The organism is Aminipila terrae (assembly GCF_010120715.1).
Classification (GTDB): Bacteria; Bacillota; Clostridia; order Peptostreptococcales; family Anaerovoracaceae; genus Aminipila; species Aminipila terrae.
This window is the reverse complement of the sequence record NZ_CP047591.1, coordinates 979,797-996,595: the sequence shown is the minus strand read 5'-3', so window position 1 is coordinate 996,595 and position 16,799 is coordinate 979,797. Positions and strand designations below refer to the sequence as shown.

Annotated in this window: 21 protein-coding genes, 1 tRNA gene and 1 pseudogene; 16 read left to right on the top strand and 7 right to left on the bottom strand. The window is 36.0% G+C overall.

Translation table 11 applies throughout. From position 1 onward, the window contains the following. Positions 1 to 12: 12 nt before the first annotated feature. Positions 13 to 932 (bottom strand): annotated as a pseudogene (gene metA / locus Ami3637_RS04720) (homoserine O-acetyltransferase MetA). A gap of 12 nt (positions 933 to 944) precedes the next feature. Beyond that, positions 945 to 2,234: an O-acetylhomoserine aminocarboxypropyltransferase/cysteine synthase family protein gene (locus tag Ami3637_RS04715; protein WP_162361552.1), complete on the bottom strand. Its 1,290-nt coding sequence runs from the start codon at positions 2,232 to 2,234 to the stop codon at positions 945 to 947. Between the two features lie 271 nt (positions 2,235 to 2,505). On the opposite strand from Ami3637_RS04715, the gene Ami3637_RS04710 reads away from it, so the two are divergent. Together Ami3637_RS04710 and Ami3637_RS04705 are read left to right on the top strand one after the other, a co-directional pair. Continuing rightward, entirely contained in the window at positions 2,506 to 3,279 is a 774-nt protein-coding gene (locus tag Ami3637_RS04710) for a hypothetical protein (RefSeq protein WP_162361551.1), read from the top strand. 43 nt (positions 3,280 to 3,322) lie between these two features. Continuing rightward, positions 3,323 to 5,629, top strand: coding sequence for a homocysteine S-methyltransferase family protein (locus tag Ami3637_RS04705; protein ID WP_330586826.1), 2,307 nt, complete (start codon positions 3,323 to 3,325; stop codon positions 5,627 to 5,629). Positions 5,630 to 5,771: 142 nt separating this feature from the next. Here the strand turns inward: Ami3637_RS04705 and Ami3637_RS04700 are convergent, their stop codons facing one another. Then, positions 5,772 to 6,242 carry a hypothetical protein gene (locus Ami3637_RS04700; RefSeq protein WP_162361550.1) on the bottom strand — a complete coding sequence of 157 codons (471 nt, stop codon included), beginning with the start codon at positions 6,240 to 6,242 and terminating at the stop codon, positions 5,772 to 5,774. A 248-nt stretch (positions 6,243 to 6,490) separates the two neighbouring features. On the opposite strand from Ami3637_RS04700, the gene Ami3637_RS04695 reads away from it, so the two are divergent. The 5 genes from Ami3637_RS04695 to Ami3637_RS04675 all read left to right on the top strand — a co-directional run bounded on the left by Ami3637_RS04695 (position 6,491) and on the right by Ami3637_RS04675 (position 10,071). Continuing rightward, positions 6,491 to 6,631, top strand: coding sequence for a hypothetical protein (locus tag Ami3637_RS04695; RefSeq protein WP_162361549.1), 141 nt, complete (start codon positions 6,491 to 6,493; stop codon positions 6,629 to 6,631). 134 nt (positions 6,632 to 6,765) lie between these two features. Continuing rightward, positions 6,766 to 7,278 (top strand): GNAT family N-acetyltransferase, encoded by a 513-nt coding sequence (locus tag Ami3637_RS04690; protein WP_162361548.1) that lies wholly within the window; start codon positions 6,766 to 6,768, stop codon positions 7,276 to 7,278. A 96-nt stretch (positions 7,279 to 7,374) separates the two neighbouring features. Next, positions 7,375 to 7,743 (top strand): YmaF family protein, encoded by a 369-nt coding sequence (locus tag Ami3637_RS04685; RefSeq protein WP_162361547.1) that lies wholly within the window; start codon positions 7,375 to 7,377, stop codon positions 7,741 to 7,743. 254 nt (positions 7,744 to 7,997) lie between these two features. Beyond that, complete coding sequence (locus tag Ami3637_RS04680; RefSeq protein WP_162361546.1) at positions 7,998 to 9,047, top strand: hypothetical protein; 1,050 nt, start codon at positions 7,998 to 8,000, stop codon at positions 9,045 to 9,047. 241 nt (positions 9,048 to 9,288) lie between these two features. After that, positions 9,289 to 10,071 (top strand): hypothetical protein, encoded by a 783-nt coding sequence (locus tag Ami3637_RS04675; RefSeq protein WP_162361545.1) that lies wholly within the window; start codon positions 9,289 to 9,291, stop codon positions 10,069 to 10,071. Positions 10,072 to 10,105: 34 nt separating this feature from the next. On the opposite strand, the gene Ami3637_RS17080 is transcribed toward Ami3637_RS04675, so the two are convergent. The 3 genes from Ami3637_RS17080 to Ami3637_RS04665 form a co-directional block, all read right to left on the bottom strand. Beyond that, positions 10,106 to 10,246: a hypothetical protein gene (locus tag Ami3637_RS17080; protein ID WP_202931089.1), complete on the bottom strand. Its 141-nt coding sequence runs from the start codon at positions 10,244 to 10,246 to the stop codon at positions 10,106 to 10,108. A 76-nt stretch (positions 10,247 to 10,322) separates the two neighbouring features. Continuing rightward, positions 10,323 to 10,496, bottom strand: a complete 174-nt coding sequence (locus Ami3637_RS04670) for a hypothetical protein (protein WP_162361544.1) — start codon at positions 10,494 to 10,496, stop codon at positions 10,323 to 10,325. Between the two features lie 212 nt (positions 10,497 to 10,708). After that, a complete protein-coding gene (locus Ami3637_RS04665) occupies positions 10,709 to 10,906 on the bottom strand; it encodes a DUF6774 domain-containing protein (protein ID WP_162361543.1) in 198 nt (65 codons plus the stop codon). Between the two features lie 120 nt (positions 10,907 to 11,026). Here Ami3637_RS04665 and Ami3637_RS04660 point away from each other — a divergent pair, with 120 nt between their 5' ends. Both Ami3637_RS04660 and Ami3637_RS04655 read left to right on the top strand, forming a co-directional pair. Then, complete coding sequence (locus Ami3637_RS04660) at positions 11,027 to 11,632, top strand: hypothetical protein (protein WP_162361542.1); 606 nt, start codon at positions 11,027 to 11,029, stop codon at positions 11,630 to 11,632. Positions 11,633 to 11,726: 94 nt separating this feature from the next. Then, a complete protein-coding gene (locus Ami3637_RS04655; protein ID WP_162361541.1) occupies positions 11,727 to 12,332 on the top strand; it encodes a hypothetical protein in 606 nt (201 codons plus the stop codon). Between the two features lie 191 nt (positions 12,333 to 12,523). Here the strand turns inward: Ami3637_RS04655 and Ami3637_RS04650 are convergent. Next, positions 12,524 to 12,600, bottom strand: a tRNA-Arg gene (locus Ami3637_RS04650). A gap of 164 nt (positions 12,601 to 12,764) precedes the next feature. Here Ami3637_RS04650 and Ami3637_RS04645 point away from each other — a divergent pair. The 7 genes from Ami3637_RS04645 (at position 12,765) to Ami3637_RS04615 (ending at position 16,645) form a co-directional block, all read left to right on the top strand. After that, positions 12,765 to 13,259, top strand: a complete 495-nt coding sequence (locus tag Ami3637_RS04645; RefSeq protein WP_162361540.1) for a DUF1836 domain-containing protein — start codon at positions 12,765 to 12,767, stop codon at positions 13,257 to 13,259. A gap of 86 nt (positions 13,260 to 13,345) precedes the next feature. Then, complete coding sequence (locus Ami3637_RS04640; protein ID WP_162361539.1) at positions 13,346 to 13,693, top strand: hypothetical protein; 348 nt, start codon at positions 13,346 to 13,348, stop codon at positions 13,691 to 13,693. Then, on the top strand, positions 13,690 to 14,319 hold the full coding sequence (locus Ami3637_RS17295) for a spore coat associated protein CotJA (RefSeq protein WP_243158104.1): 630 nt from the start codon (positions 13,690 to 13,692) through the stop codon (positions 14,317 to 14,319). The genes Ami3637_RS04640 and Ami3637_RS17295 overlap by 4 nt, the downstream gene beginning before the upstream one ends. After that, positions 14,312 to 14,560: a spore coat protein CotJB gene (locus Ami3637_RS04630; protein ID WP_162361538.1), complete on the top strand. Its 249-nt coding sequence runs from the start codon at positions 14,312 to 14,314 to the stop codon at positions 14,558 to 14,560. The genes Ami3637_RS17295 and Ami3637_RS04630 overlap by 8 nt, the downstream gene beginning before the upstream one ends. Positions 14,561 to 14,562: 2 nt before the next feature. Next, complete coding sequence (locus Ami3637_RS04625; RefSeq protein WP_162361537.1) at positions 14,563 to 15,159, top strand: manganese catalase family protein; 597 nt, start codon at positions 14,563 to 14,565, stop codon at positions 15,157 to 15,159. Positions 15,160 to 15,435: 276 nt separating this feature from the next. Further along, positions 15,436 to 15,825 (top strand): hypothetical protein, encoded by a 390-nt coding sequence (locus Ami3637_RS04620; protein WP_162361536.1) that lies wholly within the window; start codon positions 15,436 to 15,438, stop codon positions 15,823 to 15,825. Positions 15,826 to 16,054: 229 nt separating this feature from the next. After that, positions 16,055 to 16,645: a hypothetical protein gene (locus tag Ami3637_RS04615; RefSeq protein WP_162361535.1), complete on the top strand. Its 591-nt coding sequence runs from the start codon at positions 16,055 to 16,057 to the stop codon at positions 16,643 to 16,645. Positions 16,646 to 16,799: the final 154 nt, after the last annotated feature.

Sequence of the window (16,799 nt, the reverse complement as noted above, 5' to 3'; positions counted from 1 at the left end):
TGTCAGAATCCATCAAAGTTCTAATGTGGACAAATCATAAGGAGTTTCCTGATATACATAGTAGTTCAGCCAGTTTGAGAAAAGCAGGCTTGCATGGCCCCGCCATCTGAAAAGGACGTCTTCTTCCGGGTTATCATTTTTAAAATAGTTACAGGGAATGTTGATATCAAGCCCTTTTTTTACATCCCTGAAATATTCAGTTGCTAAGGTATCTTTATCGTATTCCTGATGCCCTAAAATGAAAATCTGACGTCCATTGTCTGTGGCCAGGATGTGGACACCAGCTTCTTCAGACTCAGCCAGAATGCGGACCTGCGGATGCTTCAGCACATCCTCTTTTTTATCATGGTATGCCTTGAGTGAGGAGCATAAAAGACTTCATCGAATCCCCTTACTAATGGGGTATAAGGCCTTGTAACCTTATGCTCAAATACGCCAAAGACTTTCCCATCAGTCAGGTGTTTTGGGATACCAAAATGGTAATAAAGAGCTGCCTGAGCGCCCCAGCAGATATGCATGCTGCTGTATACATTTGTCTTTGAAAACTCGAAAATTTCACAGAGCTCTTTCCAATAATCAACCTCTTCATAAGGAAGTGTTTCAACTGGTGCTCCTGTTATAATCATACCATCAAACCGCTGGTCTTTGATTTCATCAAGAGTCTGATAGAATGAAGTCATATGTTCCTGGGATGTATGCTTTGATTCATGTGAATCCATGCATACCAGAGTCAGTTCCACCTGCAGGGGAGAGTTAGCCAGCACTCTGGCAAGTTGAGTCTCCGTAGCAATTTTTGTAGGCATCAGATTTACAATTAATATTTTTAGTGGTCTGATGTCCTGAGTGACAGCCCTGCCTTTATGCATGATAAAGATATTCTCTTTTTGCAATGAGTCAGAGGCAGGTAATTCATTTGGTATTATTAAAGGCATTTGATATCCCCCTTATTTTACTGCTTTTAATGCCTGATCAAAATCAGCTTTTATGTCTGAAATTGATTCAAGACCTACGGACACCCGAATCAGTTCAGGTCTGATGCCACCTGCGATCTGCTCTTCTTCAGAAAGCTGCCTGTGGGTAGTGCTTGCTGGATGAAGCACTGAAGTCCGGATATCTCCAACGTGTACGACGATACTGGTAAGTTTCAGGTGGGAAAGAAACTTTTCTCCTGCCGCCTTACCACCTTTAACCCCAAAGCATAGAACCCCACCTGCACCATCAGGTAAATATTTTTGAGATAAATCATAATATTTATCTCCTTTGAGTCCTGGATATATAACCCAGTCTGTCATTTCATGATTTTTTAAGAACTCTGCCAAAGCAAGGGCATTTTCACAGTGACGTTCCATTCTGAGATGAAGTGTCTGCAAGCCCTGGTGAGTCAGATAAGCATTCATGGGGGCCATAGTACAGCCGAAGTCTCTGAGCATGACGGCCCGAAGACGTAAAGTAAAGGACTGATCTTTAAATTTATTATAGAAAGACAGGCCATGATAGCTTTCATCTGGTTCAACCATTCCCGGAAATTTTCCGGAAGCTGCCCAGTCAAAGGTACCGGCTTCCACCACAACTCCTCCCACACAGCTTGCATGGCCATCTGCATATTTTGTTGTGGACTGAATAACAATATCAGCACCGTGTTCAATCGGCCTGCAAAGGGCTGGGGAGGCTAAAGTGTTATCTACGATAAAAGGAACGCCCATAGTTTTAGCTGCTTTAGAAAATTTCTCAAAGTCCAGAACACTTAAAGCGGGATTTCCAATTGTCTCCCCAAAGATAGCCTTTGTCTCTGGTCTTGCTGATTTTAATATTTCTTCAAGAGGCAGGTCCTGATCTATAAAAGTTACATCAATACCTAGTTTTTTCAAAGATACGCCAAATAAGTTATGTGTACCCCCGTAAATATTTGTTGCTGAGATAACATGGTCTCCAGCCTGACAAATGTTACAGATTGTTATAAAGCTGGCTGCCATACCAGAAGAAGCAGCAATTCCTGCTGTACCCCCTTCAAGAAGAGCCATTTTCTCTTCAAGGGCATTTACAGTAGGACTTCCCAGGCGGGTATACATAAAGTTGGGACTGTCAAGATCAAATAATTCTGCAACGTCTTTGGAATCATAGTATCTGTAAGTGGTATTCTGCACGATAGGCAGTACCTGAGGCTGACCGCTTTCAGCTTTATATGCTCCATGTACACATTTTGTTTCAAATGACATTTTTTCTATCTCCCTCATATTTTTACCTCCGATTATCTATGAATCTATGTACCATTTATTCAAATGATGTATATTTTATCTGTACAAACCATCGTTAAATTTGATATAATTTGGTTTAAACACAAAAAAAACAATATTTTTTGGTATCTACATACATATTTGATATGTTATACTATATTGGAAATAAAATCAATGATTTGTGGTATAATTAATCCAATAATTTATAATGATGAGTTCTGGGATTAAAATATAGCGAGTAAACTGATCTTCCTGTAAGCCTGTACGGTAAATGGCCAGGATCCAAGTAAAGAAAGGACTGCGTACAGCAGATAGAAATCTGATGAAGATAACCATACCAACTGAGATAAGTACAGGATTTATTTACGCCTGTATGGGATTTGGAAAGAATAAACCAGATGCAGACAGTCTTGAACTGATTAAAACAGCTTCTGAACAGGTACTTGCTTTGGCAGATCCTCATGCAGTGTATCGGGAATTTCCACTGGGGATTACAGAGGAATTAGAGGAACTTTATATTCTAAATGAGAAAAATAAGCTGGAAGGAAAAGCAATAGCAGAACATCTTGCAGGTTGTAACCAGTGCATTTTAATGGCGGTTACTATGGGCATGCAAACGGACAAGCTTATAAGAAGAACTCAGATAACAGACATGGCAAGGGCAGTAGCCTTAGACGCATGTGCCTCTTCTCTGATTGAGGATTTATGTGATCAGATAAACCTTCAGTTGACCCAAGAGTATGAAAAACAAAACAAGGCATTGACCTCCAGGTTCAGTCCGGGTTATGGGGATTTGCCCCTGACGGCTCAGAATATTTTTTCCAAGCTTTTAGAAATGGAAAAGAAAATAGGACTGACTCAGAACAGTGAACACTTATTGATACCAAGAAAATCAGTTACTGCAGTAATAGGGATTAAGCCCGTGAAGAATCATAACAAGAGTAAGACAATGACAATAGAAGAAAACCGGGAGGCCTGTAAAGTTTGTAAAATTAAAGACACTTGTACATTTCGCCAACATGGTGGATTTTGTGGTAAAAAATAATTCGTTTTAAGTTTAATATCTGATTTGATGAAAGGATAACGCATTGAAAAATATTTTTAATACAAATGAATATGTAATACTGGATGGAGCTATGGGCACTATGCTTCAAAACAGCGGATTAGAGTTAGGTGAAAGACCGGAAATACTTGCTATTACCCATCCTGAAAAGATAACAGCAGTACATGGGATGTATGTAGAAAGTGGAGCAAATCTTATTTACGCTAATACTTTTGGCGCAAATGCACATAAACTGGCAGGGTTTGGATATACCGTGAAAGAAGTAATCACAGCAGGAATAAAAGCCGCTAAAAAAGCCTGTGAAGGCTCAGATACTCTGGTGGCTTTAGATATAGGGCCTTTAGGAGAATTACTGGAGCCTGCCGGGACACTGTCCTTTGAAGGTGCATATGAACTATTTAAAGAAATGGTTGTGGCAGGAACTGACGCTGGAGCTGATGTTATTGTTTTTGAAACAATGACAGATTTGTACGAGGTGAAAGCGGGAGTTTTAGCAGCAAAAGAAAATTCCAGTCTGCCTGTTATGGTATCCATGACCTTTGAAAGTAATCACAGAACTTTTGCAGGATGTACAATCGAAGCCATGGCAATGACTCTGGAAGGACTTGGGGTGGATGCTATAGGCATTAACTGTTCCTTAGGGCCTGTGGAAATATTCCCTATCGCAAAGGAGCTTTGCAGTAACACACGACTGCCAGTTTTTGTGAAACCCAATGCGGGACTTCCGAATTTAAAAACAGGAGGATATGATATTAACCCGGATCAATTTGCAGAGCAGATGCTTTCCTATCATGACATAGGAATCTCAATGCTGGGAGGATGCTGTGGGACCTCTCCGGAATATATCAGAGAGATTGTTTCAAGATTTAACAACCTAAGAACAAAGGCTGCGGACAGAATTGGGCAATATGTTCCTTCTTTGAGAGTATGTTCTCCAACCACCACTGTGAACGTAGACCATGTTACCATCGTAGGTGAGACTATTAATCCTATGGGTAGAAAGTTTATCAAACAGGCTTATTTATGTGATGATATGGATACAATTCTGGCCTGTGCCGTTGAACAGGTAGAAAATGGGGCAGAGATTTTAGATGTAAATGCAGGAATGCCGGGGATAGATGAAACAGCCATGCTGTGCAAAGTTGTAAAACTGCTTCAGTCGGTGGTAGATGCACCTATATTATTAGATTCGCAAAATCCAGAGGCTTTAGAAGCTGCCCTGCGTGTTTACAATGGTAAACCCATGATAAATTCTACAAATGCGGATAAAGACTTGATGGATAAAATATTCCCACTTGCTAAAAAGTATGGAGCTGCAATCGTTGGTCTGACTCTAGATGAAGAGGGAATACCGGAAACAGCAGAAAAACGGTTTGAACTGGCTGAGCGCATAGTACGGACAGGACTTTCCTATGGAATTCACAAAGAAGATATGGTCATTGACTGTTTAACTCTGGCAGCTTCTGTTCAGCAAAAGGAGGCTTCGGAGACACCAAAGGCTATAAAGATGATAAAGGAACAGCTTGGGGTCAGGATTCTACTGGGAGTTTCCAATATTTCATTTGGATTGCCTCAGAGAGAGATTATAAACCGAAACTTTTTAACACTGGCCATGAATGCCGGGTTGGATATGCCTATTATGAATCCAAAAGACCAGGGAATGAAGGAATCTATTTACGCTTACAATGTTTTAGCAGGAAAGGATGAGGGCGCTAAAAACTACATTGAAAAGTTTGCAAAACCTGAAGGCACTCCTGATAATGGCTTAGGTGGAAAGGGTATAAAGAATAATGAAAGTACTTCTGTTGATATTTTCCATGCAATCAGAAAAGGTCTTAAGAATGAAACCAAGATTGCTACAGAAAACTTATTGGAAAGTATGGAGGAAATGGCTGTAATAAATGAAAAGCTAATTCCTGCACTTGATGTACTGGGCACACTTTTTGAGAAAGGTGACATTTTCCTTCCTCAGTTAATACAGGGAGCACAGGCTGCTCAGGCAGGGTTTGAGGTAGTAAATAAAAGGCTGGCAGCTAAAGATACAGAAACCGTCAACCGTGGAAAGATTGTCCTGGCAACGGTGAAAGGAGATATTCATGATATAGGAAAAAATATAGTCAAAATTATACTGCAGAATTATGGATATCAGATTATTGATTTGGGACGTGATGTAGCTTCAGATGTGGTAATTGAAGCTGTGAAGAAGCATGATGTTAAGCTTGTAGGTCTTAGTGCATTAATGACGACCACCCTGAAAAGTATGGAGGAAACTATACAGGCACTTCATAAAGAACGACCTGATTGTAAAATTCTGGTGGGGGTGCCGTTTTAACAGAGGATTATGCAAAACAGATTGGTTCAGATTATTACGCAAAGGATGCAAAACGATCTGCAGATATTGCTAAAGAAGTGTTTAATAACTAATGATTAATATTAAAGTTAATTTAGGGGATAAAAGTAAAGTCAGCAATAAATTATTTTTTATTGCTGACTTTTTCTGTAGAATCCTCTTCTTCATCAATTTTAACCGCACCTACAGTTATTAATCCCACAGCAGTGGCTTTAGCCAGGGTTTTAGCCCCGCGTTTTATTTTATCTGTATCTTTTTCCTTGATACCTTCCAGGATTTTTCCGCTGTTATCGGCGACAAGCTTAAAATTATCAACAAAATTTTCTATAACTTTATTGCCGCCTTCTTTTAAATCGTGAACACCATCGTTGAATTTATCAGCATTTTTCGTCACCTTACCAGTTATTACATCCGTAGCTCCACTGGCAATATCTCCAGCAATGGCGCCAGTATATATGGTAGAATCAACAATACTTGAGCCAAGACTATCAATGATTTTTATGTCAGTCACTTTACCTACTACAGACAAAGTACCCCCAATAACACCGCCCACAGCAGCTCCTGCAATGATTCCAGCCTTTTTAATTGAATCCATTTAAATACCCCCTATATTTTCAAGTTCAATGAATGCCTTTTAGTAGTATTAGTATATAATAAAAAGTTTAAATGGTCAAAAGCTTCATAAAACTCAGGTACATTTTAATCAGTTTGTTTTTTAGTATCACCAGTATTTAAAATAAATTACATTATTTATATGCTTCCAATTGATATAGGTTAAGATTATTTTTTATTGCCTTTGAAATACTATTAATAGCATTAAGTATTTTATAAGGAGGTAAAAAGATGCAAATAGATGAAATAAAAGTCTCTGAGTCTGATTCAGAGAACTTGATGATGCGTGAAAAATTATTGGAAATACCAGAAATGAGCAGGAATGAAGAGTCTTTGCAAAGGCAGATAAAAAAATTTAATGTAACTGATTAAATAAAAAATGTACGCTTAGTCGTACTTTTTTATTTTATGAAGTTAAAATACAGTAAATGTCATAGGTAAAAAATAGAAATTACATGCTATAATATAGAATATAATAAATACTATTTTTAAAGGAGGTTTAATGTATGATAAAAACTGCACGGCTGGATATAGTTGAAGCTGTTGAGAGTGAAATTCAAACGATTATTGCCATTGAGGAACATAAGGAAAATAGAGACTATCTTTGGATAGGAACATATGAGGAACACTTAAATGAAATAAGTGATCCCAACCATTTATTATTAGTATTTAAAGAACATGATGAGAAAAAAATAGTCGGTTATGCCCTAATAAGACTTGACTTTAAATCAAATATATTTGAAATCAGAAGAATTGCCATAGTTGAAAAAGGAATTGGTTATGGGAAGGAATCAATGATTGCATTAATAAAATACGCATTTGAACAAACCAAGACAAACCGGCTATGGCTTGATGTTTACCCTGATAATTTAGGAGGAATAAAATTATACGAAAATTTAAGAATGCATAAAGACGGGGTGCTAAGACAAAATTATAAAGCTGACAGAGGATATTTAGACCAGATTATATACTCTATTCTTAGAGAAGAGTATGGAGAATGGAAAAATAACTTCTTCTAAAGAATATTAAATCTTACTGCTTTTATGCTTCGGAACACTTTTTATAATCAAGCATATTATATAATGTGCCATGATTTATAAAAAGGAGAGATTTTAATGTCAAATAATCAGCAAGGCTTTACTTTTCCAAATCAATTTGAATGCCCAAGGGAACAAAGCCATGTTCATGAAGTCCTTGGCAGTGTAGAGATTGCAGAACCGAATACAGATCCTCATAATCATCGTTTTGCTTCAGTTACTGGCCAGGTAATCCCCATTCGTGGAAATAATCACATTCATGAACTAAATTTCCGTACTGACTTTTATGAAGATCATTTTCATGAGTTTTGCGGAAAAACGGGTCCAGCTATTCCAGTAGGCGATGACAGGCATGTGCATTTTTTAGAGTCAGTAACTTTGGTAAGTGAAGGGCACAGACATGAGTTCAGAGTGGCCACTCTTATAAATGACCCGATTGGTGACTGATATTTAAAATAGATTGATATATAGCGCCTTTATTTCAGATAAAGGCGCTATTTTAGCATTTAGTTAAATAAAAATCACATGCTTATATATTAAAAAGGTGCTAAATTAACACACAAGAAAGAAATGTTCTTTAACATTAAATATTAGAAAGCATAATATAATTTTAAATATTACCTGAATAGTTAAATACCTTATACGATTCTTTCATTCACATATTTAAATGCAAACGGTAAGGTTTAATCGGGGGATTCTTTATGAATAACTTTTATATTTCCTTTAATGCAGAGCAGGAGTATACAGCATGGTATAAAGCAATCGCTGATGTGGAATTTTTTCTGGACTCTATGGGATTTAAAGCAATTCCCGTAAAGTCCTGTATTAAAAATATGAGACTATGTCTGAAAACATATATAGGAACGGAAGATGAAGAGGATGGCACTGGAATCATATTAGTCCAATATCCAAGGGTAGCAGTTGAGGGGGTAGATTTAGACAAGTTTATTAAAGTAATCAAATCAACCTATCAAAAATATAAATTGGTAGTTTTAGTGCATGATCTTGACTCAATTCGCTTTGGCAAATTCTTTACAACTAATTATCTTACAGAAATACCAATGTTAAAAAGATTTCACTGTGTTATAGCAGTAAATGATGCTATGGCTGCATTATTAAAAGATCATGGAGTTTTATCAAATATATATTCTCTCACAATGTTTGATTATGTTTTACCTGATATTCACAATGCTGGCATGATATATGACCCAAATAATGTTTCCATAGCCTATGCAGGTAACTTAAAATATGAGAAATCACCTTTTTTATATAAACTGGATAAAGTGGATTTTGGTAAAATAACGATTAATTTATATGGGCCGGATTTAAATAAAAAAAATACTTTTTTATCAGGTAATGTGAAATATAAGGGGGCATTTGCTGCTGATAACTTAGCTGGTGAAATAAAGGATGAATTCGGTTTATGCTGGGATGGAAATGCTTTAGATAAATGTGGGGGAAAAATTGGTCAGTATTTAAGATATACCAATCCACACAAGACTTCCTTATATTTAGCTTTGGGAATTCCAGTGATTATATCCAAGGATATTGCAACTGCTAAATTTATTGAAAGAGAAAAAGTAGGAATTATCATCAGTAAGATTGAGCAGATACCATCAGTAATAAATAATCTCTCAATGGATGAGTATGAAACCTTAAAAATAAACGCTGTAAATATATCTAAGAAATTGAAAGATGGCTATTTTATTAAAAAAGTAATAAAAAGCATTGAAGAGAGTTTTAAGCCCTGATTAAAATAAATATTGATAGTTAGTAAATCCTATTGTATTCTATAAAGAAAGATATAATCAGGAGGCTGGTTCTATGAACATAGGGGCAATAACTTGTGTTGTTCTGTCAATTCTTTTTCAAAGTATATAGCTATAGCTGCGTTTATTATCTGGATAGTTTTATTTATGAAGGACGTTCATTTAGATACAGAAAAGGCATTTAGTAAGTATAAATTATAATTAATATTAGCGGAGAAATTTTTTGAAAAATTTATTTAAAATCCTTTTAGTAGGAATTATATCAACAATTTGTAGAATTTTAGTTCAATTTTTAATTCCTGCAGGGAAGCAGACTGTTTTGCAGCCAAGTTTATTTGCAACTAATGGAACTATGCAAATGGCATTTTCCTTATATGGGATTATTGTTTATTCCCTGATCGCATCGCTATTTTTTCTTATTTGCAATCATCTGTCTGGAAACAGAATATTGCAAGGACTAAAATATGGCCTTTCATGTTGTGTGGTATGGATTGCTTATCTTTATGAACCGTTACCTCATGTTGTATGGATAGATAGAATTACATATCCTCTTGCAGATGGTGTTACATTGCTTATCATGGGGTTGCTTTTAGGTATTTTATTTGGAAAAACAAGAAATGTGTGGGTACCAAAAGTTTTAGTAAAAGATATGATACCATTAATCACCATATCAGTTTGTTTCACTGTAGGAAGGCTTATTCAATATAACATATTTGATATTTATTCTTCATTTAATAATAAGCACTTAGAAACCATGATTTGGTGTGTGTTTACAGGACTGATTATAGCTGGTACTATGATTTGGCTAAACCGATATATCAGAGGGAAAAATAAGATTTCAAGAGCCATAATTATTGGCAGCTTGTTATTTGGTTTGGATTTATTATTATTTAATTTTTTTATGCCATTGGTATTCAAGGTAGATATATGGGATTTAATTTTAAGGACTGTAATTGATATTTGTGCCGTTACGCTTGGATGCCTGACTTTGAAACATTATGATTGAATATACTCAGGCCGCCCTAAATAGGCGGCGAGAATTACAAGTCTTGCAGATCAGATTCAGGACTGTCATTTTCAAGGTTATCCCGTGCAAGATCTGTGTCAATTACTGGATAGACGTCTTCTGGAATGGGTTTATCAATATCACCGTCCCAGATAAATCGATTGTCCAAATTCATTTTTATCACCTCGGAATATAGGATAACCAGGAAAAAAGAAATTATTTCACAAATGTAAAGAAGAGATTGTTGTATATCAGATATTAATTTTCATATTTTCAACAACTTGTTTAAGTTCACCTAATGTTGAAATCTCTACACCTGATTCATCTAACTTATTACGAATAGCTTGAGAACAGGATGAATAGTAATCTCTTAAATCTGGATTACCAAAGTAGTAGCTAGACTGGTTTATATTTAAATTATTCAAATTAATCACCTCTGATGATAGTGTGTGCAAGTAATATGAATTTATAACTTGGATAATGTGTTGTAAGTGTAAAATTATAAACTAAGGTAGTAGGACAGACACTTGCCGATATAAACAATCACTTGAAATAAAAAACCTTGATTTTCAAGGTTTTTTTTGTTTGGTGCACCATGAGGGATTCAAGCCCACGACCTTCATTTCACATCACTATTTTATTCAGTTGGTGTAGATTTTTCCGATGATTCATTTCGATTTTTCTGTAATTCACGTTGTGCGGCAATGGTAGCTAATGTATCACCGAGCTGGTTAAATGATGAAGCTAAAACACTCAATTCATCATCATTAGGTGTTTCGTTTGCAATTATTATGGCAAGAGCAGTTATGGCAGATACCAATTCACATGAATTCATGAAAAATCACCTCACTTTAATTTATGAGGATTTTTAACAAATATTAGATTTAATTTTAAGTCTTATACCTCATAACCAAATAAAAATATCTGAATACAATAACAATAGGGGGTGCGTAAGATGATAGAAAATTGCCAAATAACTAAGGCGCAGCAAGATATAAATAACATAGTTTATAGAGGGAGGATTCTATGGCGCGATATAGCTACATGGTTAAGCACATATCTGATGGTAAAAACTTTACAAGGAGAGGATGTACTACTAGAACAGATTAAAAATAAGCTCCTTAGAATTGTGGCAGAATTTGAAAGTAATATTAGAACGTTTTTCGGCGACAAAGCTGCTGATGATCATATTAATTTATTTTCTCAATACATAATGCTGATGACTACTCTAATCGATGCAACCGTGGAAGGTAATTCAGGTGCTGCGGATGAAATTGTAAAGCAAATATATGAAATTGCTGGCAAGAGGGTTGAATTGCTTACAGAAATAAATCCATATTGGGACCAAAATACTTTAGAAAATTATATCTATACTTTTAATGACATGACAATTAAAGAAATAATTGCCTTTACATCAAAACAACATGAAAACAGCATTAGAATTTACGAGAGAGTTTTATCCTATTCAACAAATTTGGGAGACTTTATAGCCCAGGGAATTAAGAATTATATGATATTTAGTTTAGAACCACCCACAACTGTAGAAAGGCCAGACTATTGAATAAGGATGATAAAACGATTTGTTTCAGAAAAAAGAAGTGGCAAGTGGCAATAGAAAAAATATCTGAATACAATAATAGCAGGGGGTGCGTAATATGATAAAGACTTGCCAATTAGTTAGAATACAGCAAGATATAAATAACATAGTTTATAGAGGAAGGATTATATGGCGTGATATAGCCACATGGTTAAACGCATATCTAATAGCAAAATCTTTACAGGGAGATACTGAACTCCTAGAGCAGATTAAAGAAAAGCTTCTTAGAATCGTAGAAGACTTTGGAGGTCTCATGAGAACGTTTTTCGGTGACAAAGCTGCTGACGATTATATTAATTTATTTTCTCAATACATAATGTTGATGACTAGTTTAATTGATGCCTATGTTGAAGGAAACACAAGTGCTGCGGATGAAATTGTAAAGCAAATATACGAAAGTGCTGGTAAAAGGGTTGAACTTCTTACAGAGGTAAATCCATACTGGGATAAAAATACATTAGAGCAATATGTTTTTACTTTTACTGACTTGACTATTAAAGAAATATTGGCCTTTACATCAAAACAATATGATAGTGGCATTCGAATTTACGAAAGAATTTTAACCTATTCAGCAGATCTTGGTGACTTTTTAGCAGATGGAATTAAGGATTATTTGGTATATAATCTAGAACCACCTACAACGGTGCAACCACCAACTGAATAAAAGGTAATCAAAGAAGTACTATTATTTCTTTGATTAAAAAATAAAATGTACAACCATTACATAATAAAGGTATAGGACAGGCTATGCTGCTGTGGCTTGAATTGAGCTTTTTATAATGTGATATATGTTACCTCAGGCATAACTACATACAAAAAATAAAAAAAGCCTTGATTTTTCAAGGTTTTTTGCTTTGGTGCGCCATGAGGGATTCGAACCCCCGACCTTCATATTCGTAGTATGCTACTCTATCCAGCTGAGCTAATGGCGCATGCTTTTTGACACGTTTCATATTATACTATATTAATATTATAATGTCAAAGGAAATTAACTAATTTTAAAGTAAAATTAATACGAAAAACTGGTTATTGTGACAATGGTTGCCAGATGATATAATGAAGCTTGAAAAGGAATAAAAGTTGGGAGAAAACTTAAATGGATGAACTAAAAGAATTGAGAAGAATTCTGAAAGAACAGAGGCCGAATAACTGGGAAGATATACCTGATATTGATTTATATATGGATCAGGTTTTAAATTACATGGTCAGACAGCATATCGGACTGGAGAGCGGTGAATCTTTAACTTCTGCTATGGTTAATAATTATATAAAAAAAGAGCTTTTACCAAGGGCTAAGGGCAAAAGGTACGAAAGGAAACACGTTGCTTATCTGACTGCTATCTGTTTGTTTAAACAAATTTTATCAGTTGATTCTACAAAAGAGCTTCTGAAAAGTCAGTTGTCTGATGAGGACATAAAAACATTTTATGAGAAATATTGTATAAAGCTAGACCAAGAGTATAATGCTGTAGCAGAAAAAATTGATGAAAATATGACAAAGCAAGATATTTCCGAGCTAGTTTTAGAACTGGCTATTTCAAGTTATGCCCAGAAAATAGCTTGTGAGAGGTTATTGGAATTACTTGTTTAGTTAATATATTTAAGAATTTGTGACCTTTATTAATCCCCTGACATAGTATATCTTATAAGATTTTGACTATGAAAGGGGATTTTGTTTTGGAAAACAATACTAGTAGGCCTACAGATGGTTCTGGTGCTGAGCCTTACGTAGGTATGCCAATATACTTAGATGATTCTTTTTTTGATTTTATGAATGAAGATGTAGGATCAAAATGTCCAATGCCATACGATATGGATGATGAAATGAATGAAATGATGCCAGGGACCTGCCCTACGGCACCAGGAAATTGGCCGATGACTCCAGGAACCTGTCCAACAGCACCAGAAAACAATCAGATGGCACCAGGGAATTGTCCGATGATGCCAGGAAATTGCCCGGCAGCACCAGGAAACTGTCCGATGACTCCGGGACCTGTCCGACAGCACCAGGGAACAATCAGATGACTCCAGGAACCTGCCCGACAGCACCAGGGAATAATCAGATGGCTCCAGGAACTTGTCCGATGACTCCAGGAACCTGTCCAACGGCTTCAGGGAACTTCCCAATGATGTCAGGAAATCACGAGATGGCTACTGGGCGCTGCCCGATGACTCCAGGAACCTGCCCTACGGCTCCAGGAAACTATCCGATGACTCCAGGAACCTGTCCAACGGCTCCAGGGAACTGTCCAATGACTCCAGGAACTTGTCCAACAGCTCCAGGAAATTGGCCGATGACTCCAGGAACCTGTCCAACGGCTCCAGAAAACAATCAAATGACTCCAAGAACCTGTCCGACAGCTCCAGGAAATTGCCCGATGACTCCAGGAACCTGTCCAACGGCTCCAGAAAACAATCAGATGGCTCCGGTAAACTGTCCGGCTACTCCGGAAAACAATCAGACAATGCCGGAAATGACCACTGAAGGAAGCGTAATTCCAGAGGACTGTGCTAGTGGCTGTCCTTTAGCTATGGCTTATGTACCTTGGCAGGTTTGGAATACTACTTATGAAATGGAACAGGGATTTATGGTGGGAACTATATTCCCTGAATTAGATCTTCCTTTTCTGGGGGTGCATCTAAATGAATAGAGAAGGATTGATGAGACGTATACAGATGTTAAGTTTTGTATTAGTAGATGTTAGCCTTTACTTAGATACTCATCCTACAGATAAAGCAGCATTAAGCTTCTTTAATAAATATAATGCTTTAAATCAAAGCGCCAGAACAGAATATGAGCAGAAATACGGGCCTTTAAACATATCAGGTACCAATGATACTAACAGTTGGTCATGGATAGATGAACCATGGCCTTGGCAGAAGGAGGTTTAGGTATGTGGACTTACGATAAAAAGTTACAATTTCCAGTAAATATAAAGAACTCCAACCCTGCCATGGCTAAGTTTATTATTACTCAGTATGGTGGACCTGATGGCGAGTTGGGAGCCACTTTAAGATACTTATCTCAGAGATATACTATGCCATATAAACAATGTATAGGTATATTAAATGATATTGGAACTGAAGAAATCGGTCATTTTGAAATGATTGCCACGATTGTACATCAATTAACAAGAGGGCTGACTATAGAACAGATTAAAGCTGCAGGTTTTCAGGACTATTTTGTAGATCATACTACTGGGCTCTATACGGTTTCGGCTGCAGGAGTTCCGTTTGATGCAACATGTTTTGCATCCAAGGGAGATGCCATCACGGATTTAATGGAGGATATGGCAGCAGAGCAGAAGGCCCGTACGACTTATGATAACATTTTAAGACTGGCAGATGATCCTGATGTTATTGAACCGATCAAGTTTTTAAGAGAACGTGAGGTAGTGCATTTCCAGAGATTTGGTGAAGCTCTAAGGGTGGTTCAGGATAATTTAGACAGCAGAAACTTCTACGCTATAAATCCTGAATTTGACAGGTAAGCATGACCGAAAAAGGAATTTAGAATGTTTGATAATCACTTTTAGAATTTATATAATTTAGAGTAGCAGAGAAGGCCGCAGATATATATCTGCGGTTTTGTGTATATTAAACTTACCGATAATGCAATGGGGGGCGATAGAAATTTTAACGGACAAGCTTGCATATAGAATCTATTTTACTAAAAATGTAAGTAATACAAATATATTGGATACTTTCACAATTAAATATGCTAATCATATAATAATTAATATAAAAATATAAATAAGGAGGAGACTATGAAAGGCTATTATGGTACACAAGACAATGAACGGCTTTCTAATGTTGATTCACCGGTATTTAAGGATAACCTGTCCAGTGATATTATTTATCCGGAAATCTATTATAAAATTCAACCTTTTGTTATATTTGCCTGTGATCAAATGGAATCATGTAGACATATGATAAACCAAAGCATGTTAGATCAGGTTGGAGACGACATCTATACAAAAGTATGTGCAATGTATCCGGATTTGGAAGAATACGCAAATCAATCCCCTATGAAATTATCTGTAGAAACTACACAGCAGCGGCAACGCAGGTTCTTTAGAAGAAGAGGGGTATTTCAGGATTTCGTAGATTTGTTATTACTTAATGAACTCTTTAGACGGGGTTCGATTCTTTTTTAACTTACTTACTGTATTTAAACAATTATAAAATAGAGGAATTAGGCTTACTAATTTTCTCTATTTTAATTTTACAGTATTTCAAGTTGATGGGACAAACTAAATATTCAAAATTATCCTATCGATAACCAAGTAAATAATGCTTGAATATAATAGAATTGAGGAAGGCAAAGTAACAAGTAAAAGTATCTAACAATATATTGTAATATGTTGAATAAAAGGAGGACGGTAAATGCAACACACTAAGGAATTTCAAAATGTTTGTATTCCAATAAACCAGGTGAATTTAATATTTGATTCAAGAACAATATGGAGAGATCTTACTATTTGGCTCAGATCATACATAAATCTTAAACATGGAGGGCTAGGAGATGAGGAAGCCACCAAAGCGAAGTTGGAAGAATTGTTGATAAAATCAATCAATATCTTTAGCATAGTTTTCGGCGAAAAATATGCGGATGAATACGTGACTATATCTACCCCTTTTATTAATTATTTAGGTATGTTGATTGAAGCACAAATCAGCGGGGAAACGGATACAGTCGATGACTATAAAAATAGATTACAGATACTTTCAGCACAAGCAGCTGCATTCTTATCACATATCAACCCTTATTGGGAGGAAAACCAGTGGATAGAATTATTCTCTCAGTATAATCAAATGTCCATTGACCAGTCAACAGCCCTTTTAAACAAAGATGACAAAGAGGACATATATGTATTTGACAAGCTCTTAAGTTTATCCTCTAAAATAGGGGACTATTACTCTCAAGGAATACTTGATTACTTAATGTATGCTGGAAGAGCTATGGCTTGGGCATAATTTCCAGAATTTAATATGTTCCTGATTTCTTAATCCTAAAAACGGGGACAAGAGTTTAAAACATTGTCGAATTAAGTTTGTTGATAATTGATATATTTTGATATATGATAAAGAAAAAGGAGGAAAGATAAAAATTAAAAAATTGTTAGTTTTT

Coding starts and splice junctions, on each gene's coding strand:
- Ami3637_RS04715 (WP_162361552.1), bottom strand. CDS start 2,234: ATGAGGGAGATAGAAAAAATGTCATTTGAAACAAAATGTGTACATGGA.
- Ami3637_RS04710 (WP_162361551.1), top strand. CDS start 2,506: ATGGCCAGGATCCAAGTAAAGAAAGGACTGCGTACAGCAGATAGAAAT.
- Ami3637_RS04700 (WP_162361550.1), bottom strand. CDS start 6,242: ATGGATTCAATTAAAAAGGCTGGAATCATTGCAGGAGCTGCTGTGGGC.
- Ami3637_RS04695 (WP_162361549.1), top strand. CDS start 6,491: ATGCAAATAGATGAAATAAAAGTCTCTGAGTCTGATTCAGAGAACTTG.
- Ami3637_RS04690 (WP_162361548.1), top strand. CDS start 6,766: ATGATAAAAACTGCACGGCTGGATATAGTTGAAGCTGTTGAGAGTGAA.
- Ami3637_RS04685 (WP_162361547.1), top strand. CDS start 7,375: ATGTCAAATAATCAGCAAGGCTTTACTTTTCCAAATCAATTTGAATGC.
- Ami3637_RS04680 (WP_162361546.1), top strand. CDS start 7,998: ATGAATAACTTTTATATTTCCTTTAATGCAGAGCAGGAGTATACAGCA.
- Ami3637_RS17080 (WP_202931089.1), bottom strand. CDS start 10,246: ATGAATTTGGACAATCGATTTATCTGGGACGGTGATATTGATAAACCC.
- Ami3637_RS04665 (WP_162361543.1), bottom strand. CDS start 10,906: ATGAATTCATGTGAATTGGTATCTGCCATAACTGCTCTTGCCATAATA.
- Ami3637_RS04660 (WP_162361542.1), top strand. CDS start 11,027: ATGATAGAAAATTGCCAAATAACTAAGGCGCAGCAAGATATAAATAAC.
- Ami3637_RS04655 (WP_162361541.1), top strand. CDS start 11,727: ATGATAAAGACTTGCCAATTAGTTAGAATACAGCAAGATATAAATAAC.
- Ami3637_RS04645 (WP_162361540.1), top strand. CDS start 12,765: ATGGATGAACTAAAAGAATTGAGAAGAATTCTGAAAGAACAGAGGCCG.
- Ami3637_RS17295 (WP_243158104.1), top strand. CDS start 13,690: ATGACTCCAGGAACCTGCCCGACAGCACCAGGGAATAATCAGATGGCT.
- Ami3637_RS04630 (WP_162361538.1), top strand. CDS start 14,312: ATGAATAGAGAAGGATTGATGAGACGTATACAGATGTTAAGTTTTGTA.
- Ami3637_RS04625 (WP_162361537.1), top strand. CDS start 14,563: ATGTGGACTTACGATAAAAAGTTACAATTTCCAGTAAATATAAAGAAC.
- Ami3637_RS04620 (WP_162361536.1), top strand. CDS start 15,436: ATGAAAGGCTATTATGGTACACAAGACAATGAACGGCTTTCTAATGTT.
- Ami3637_RS04615 (WP_162361535.1), top strand. CDS start 16,055: ATGCAACACACTAAGGAATTTCAAAATGTTTGTATTCCAATAAACCAG.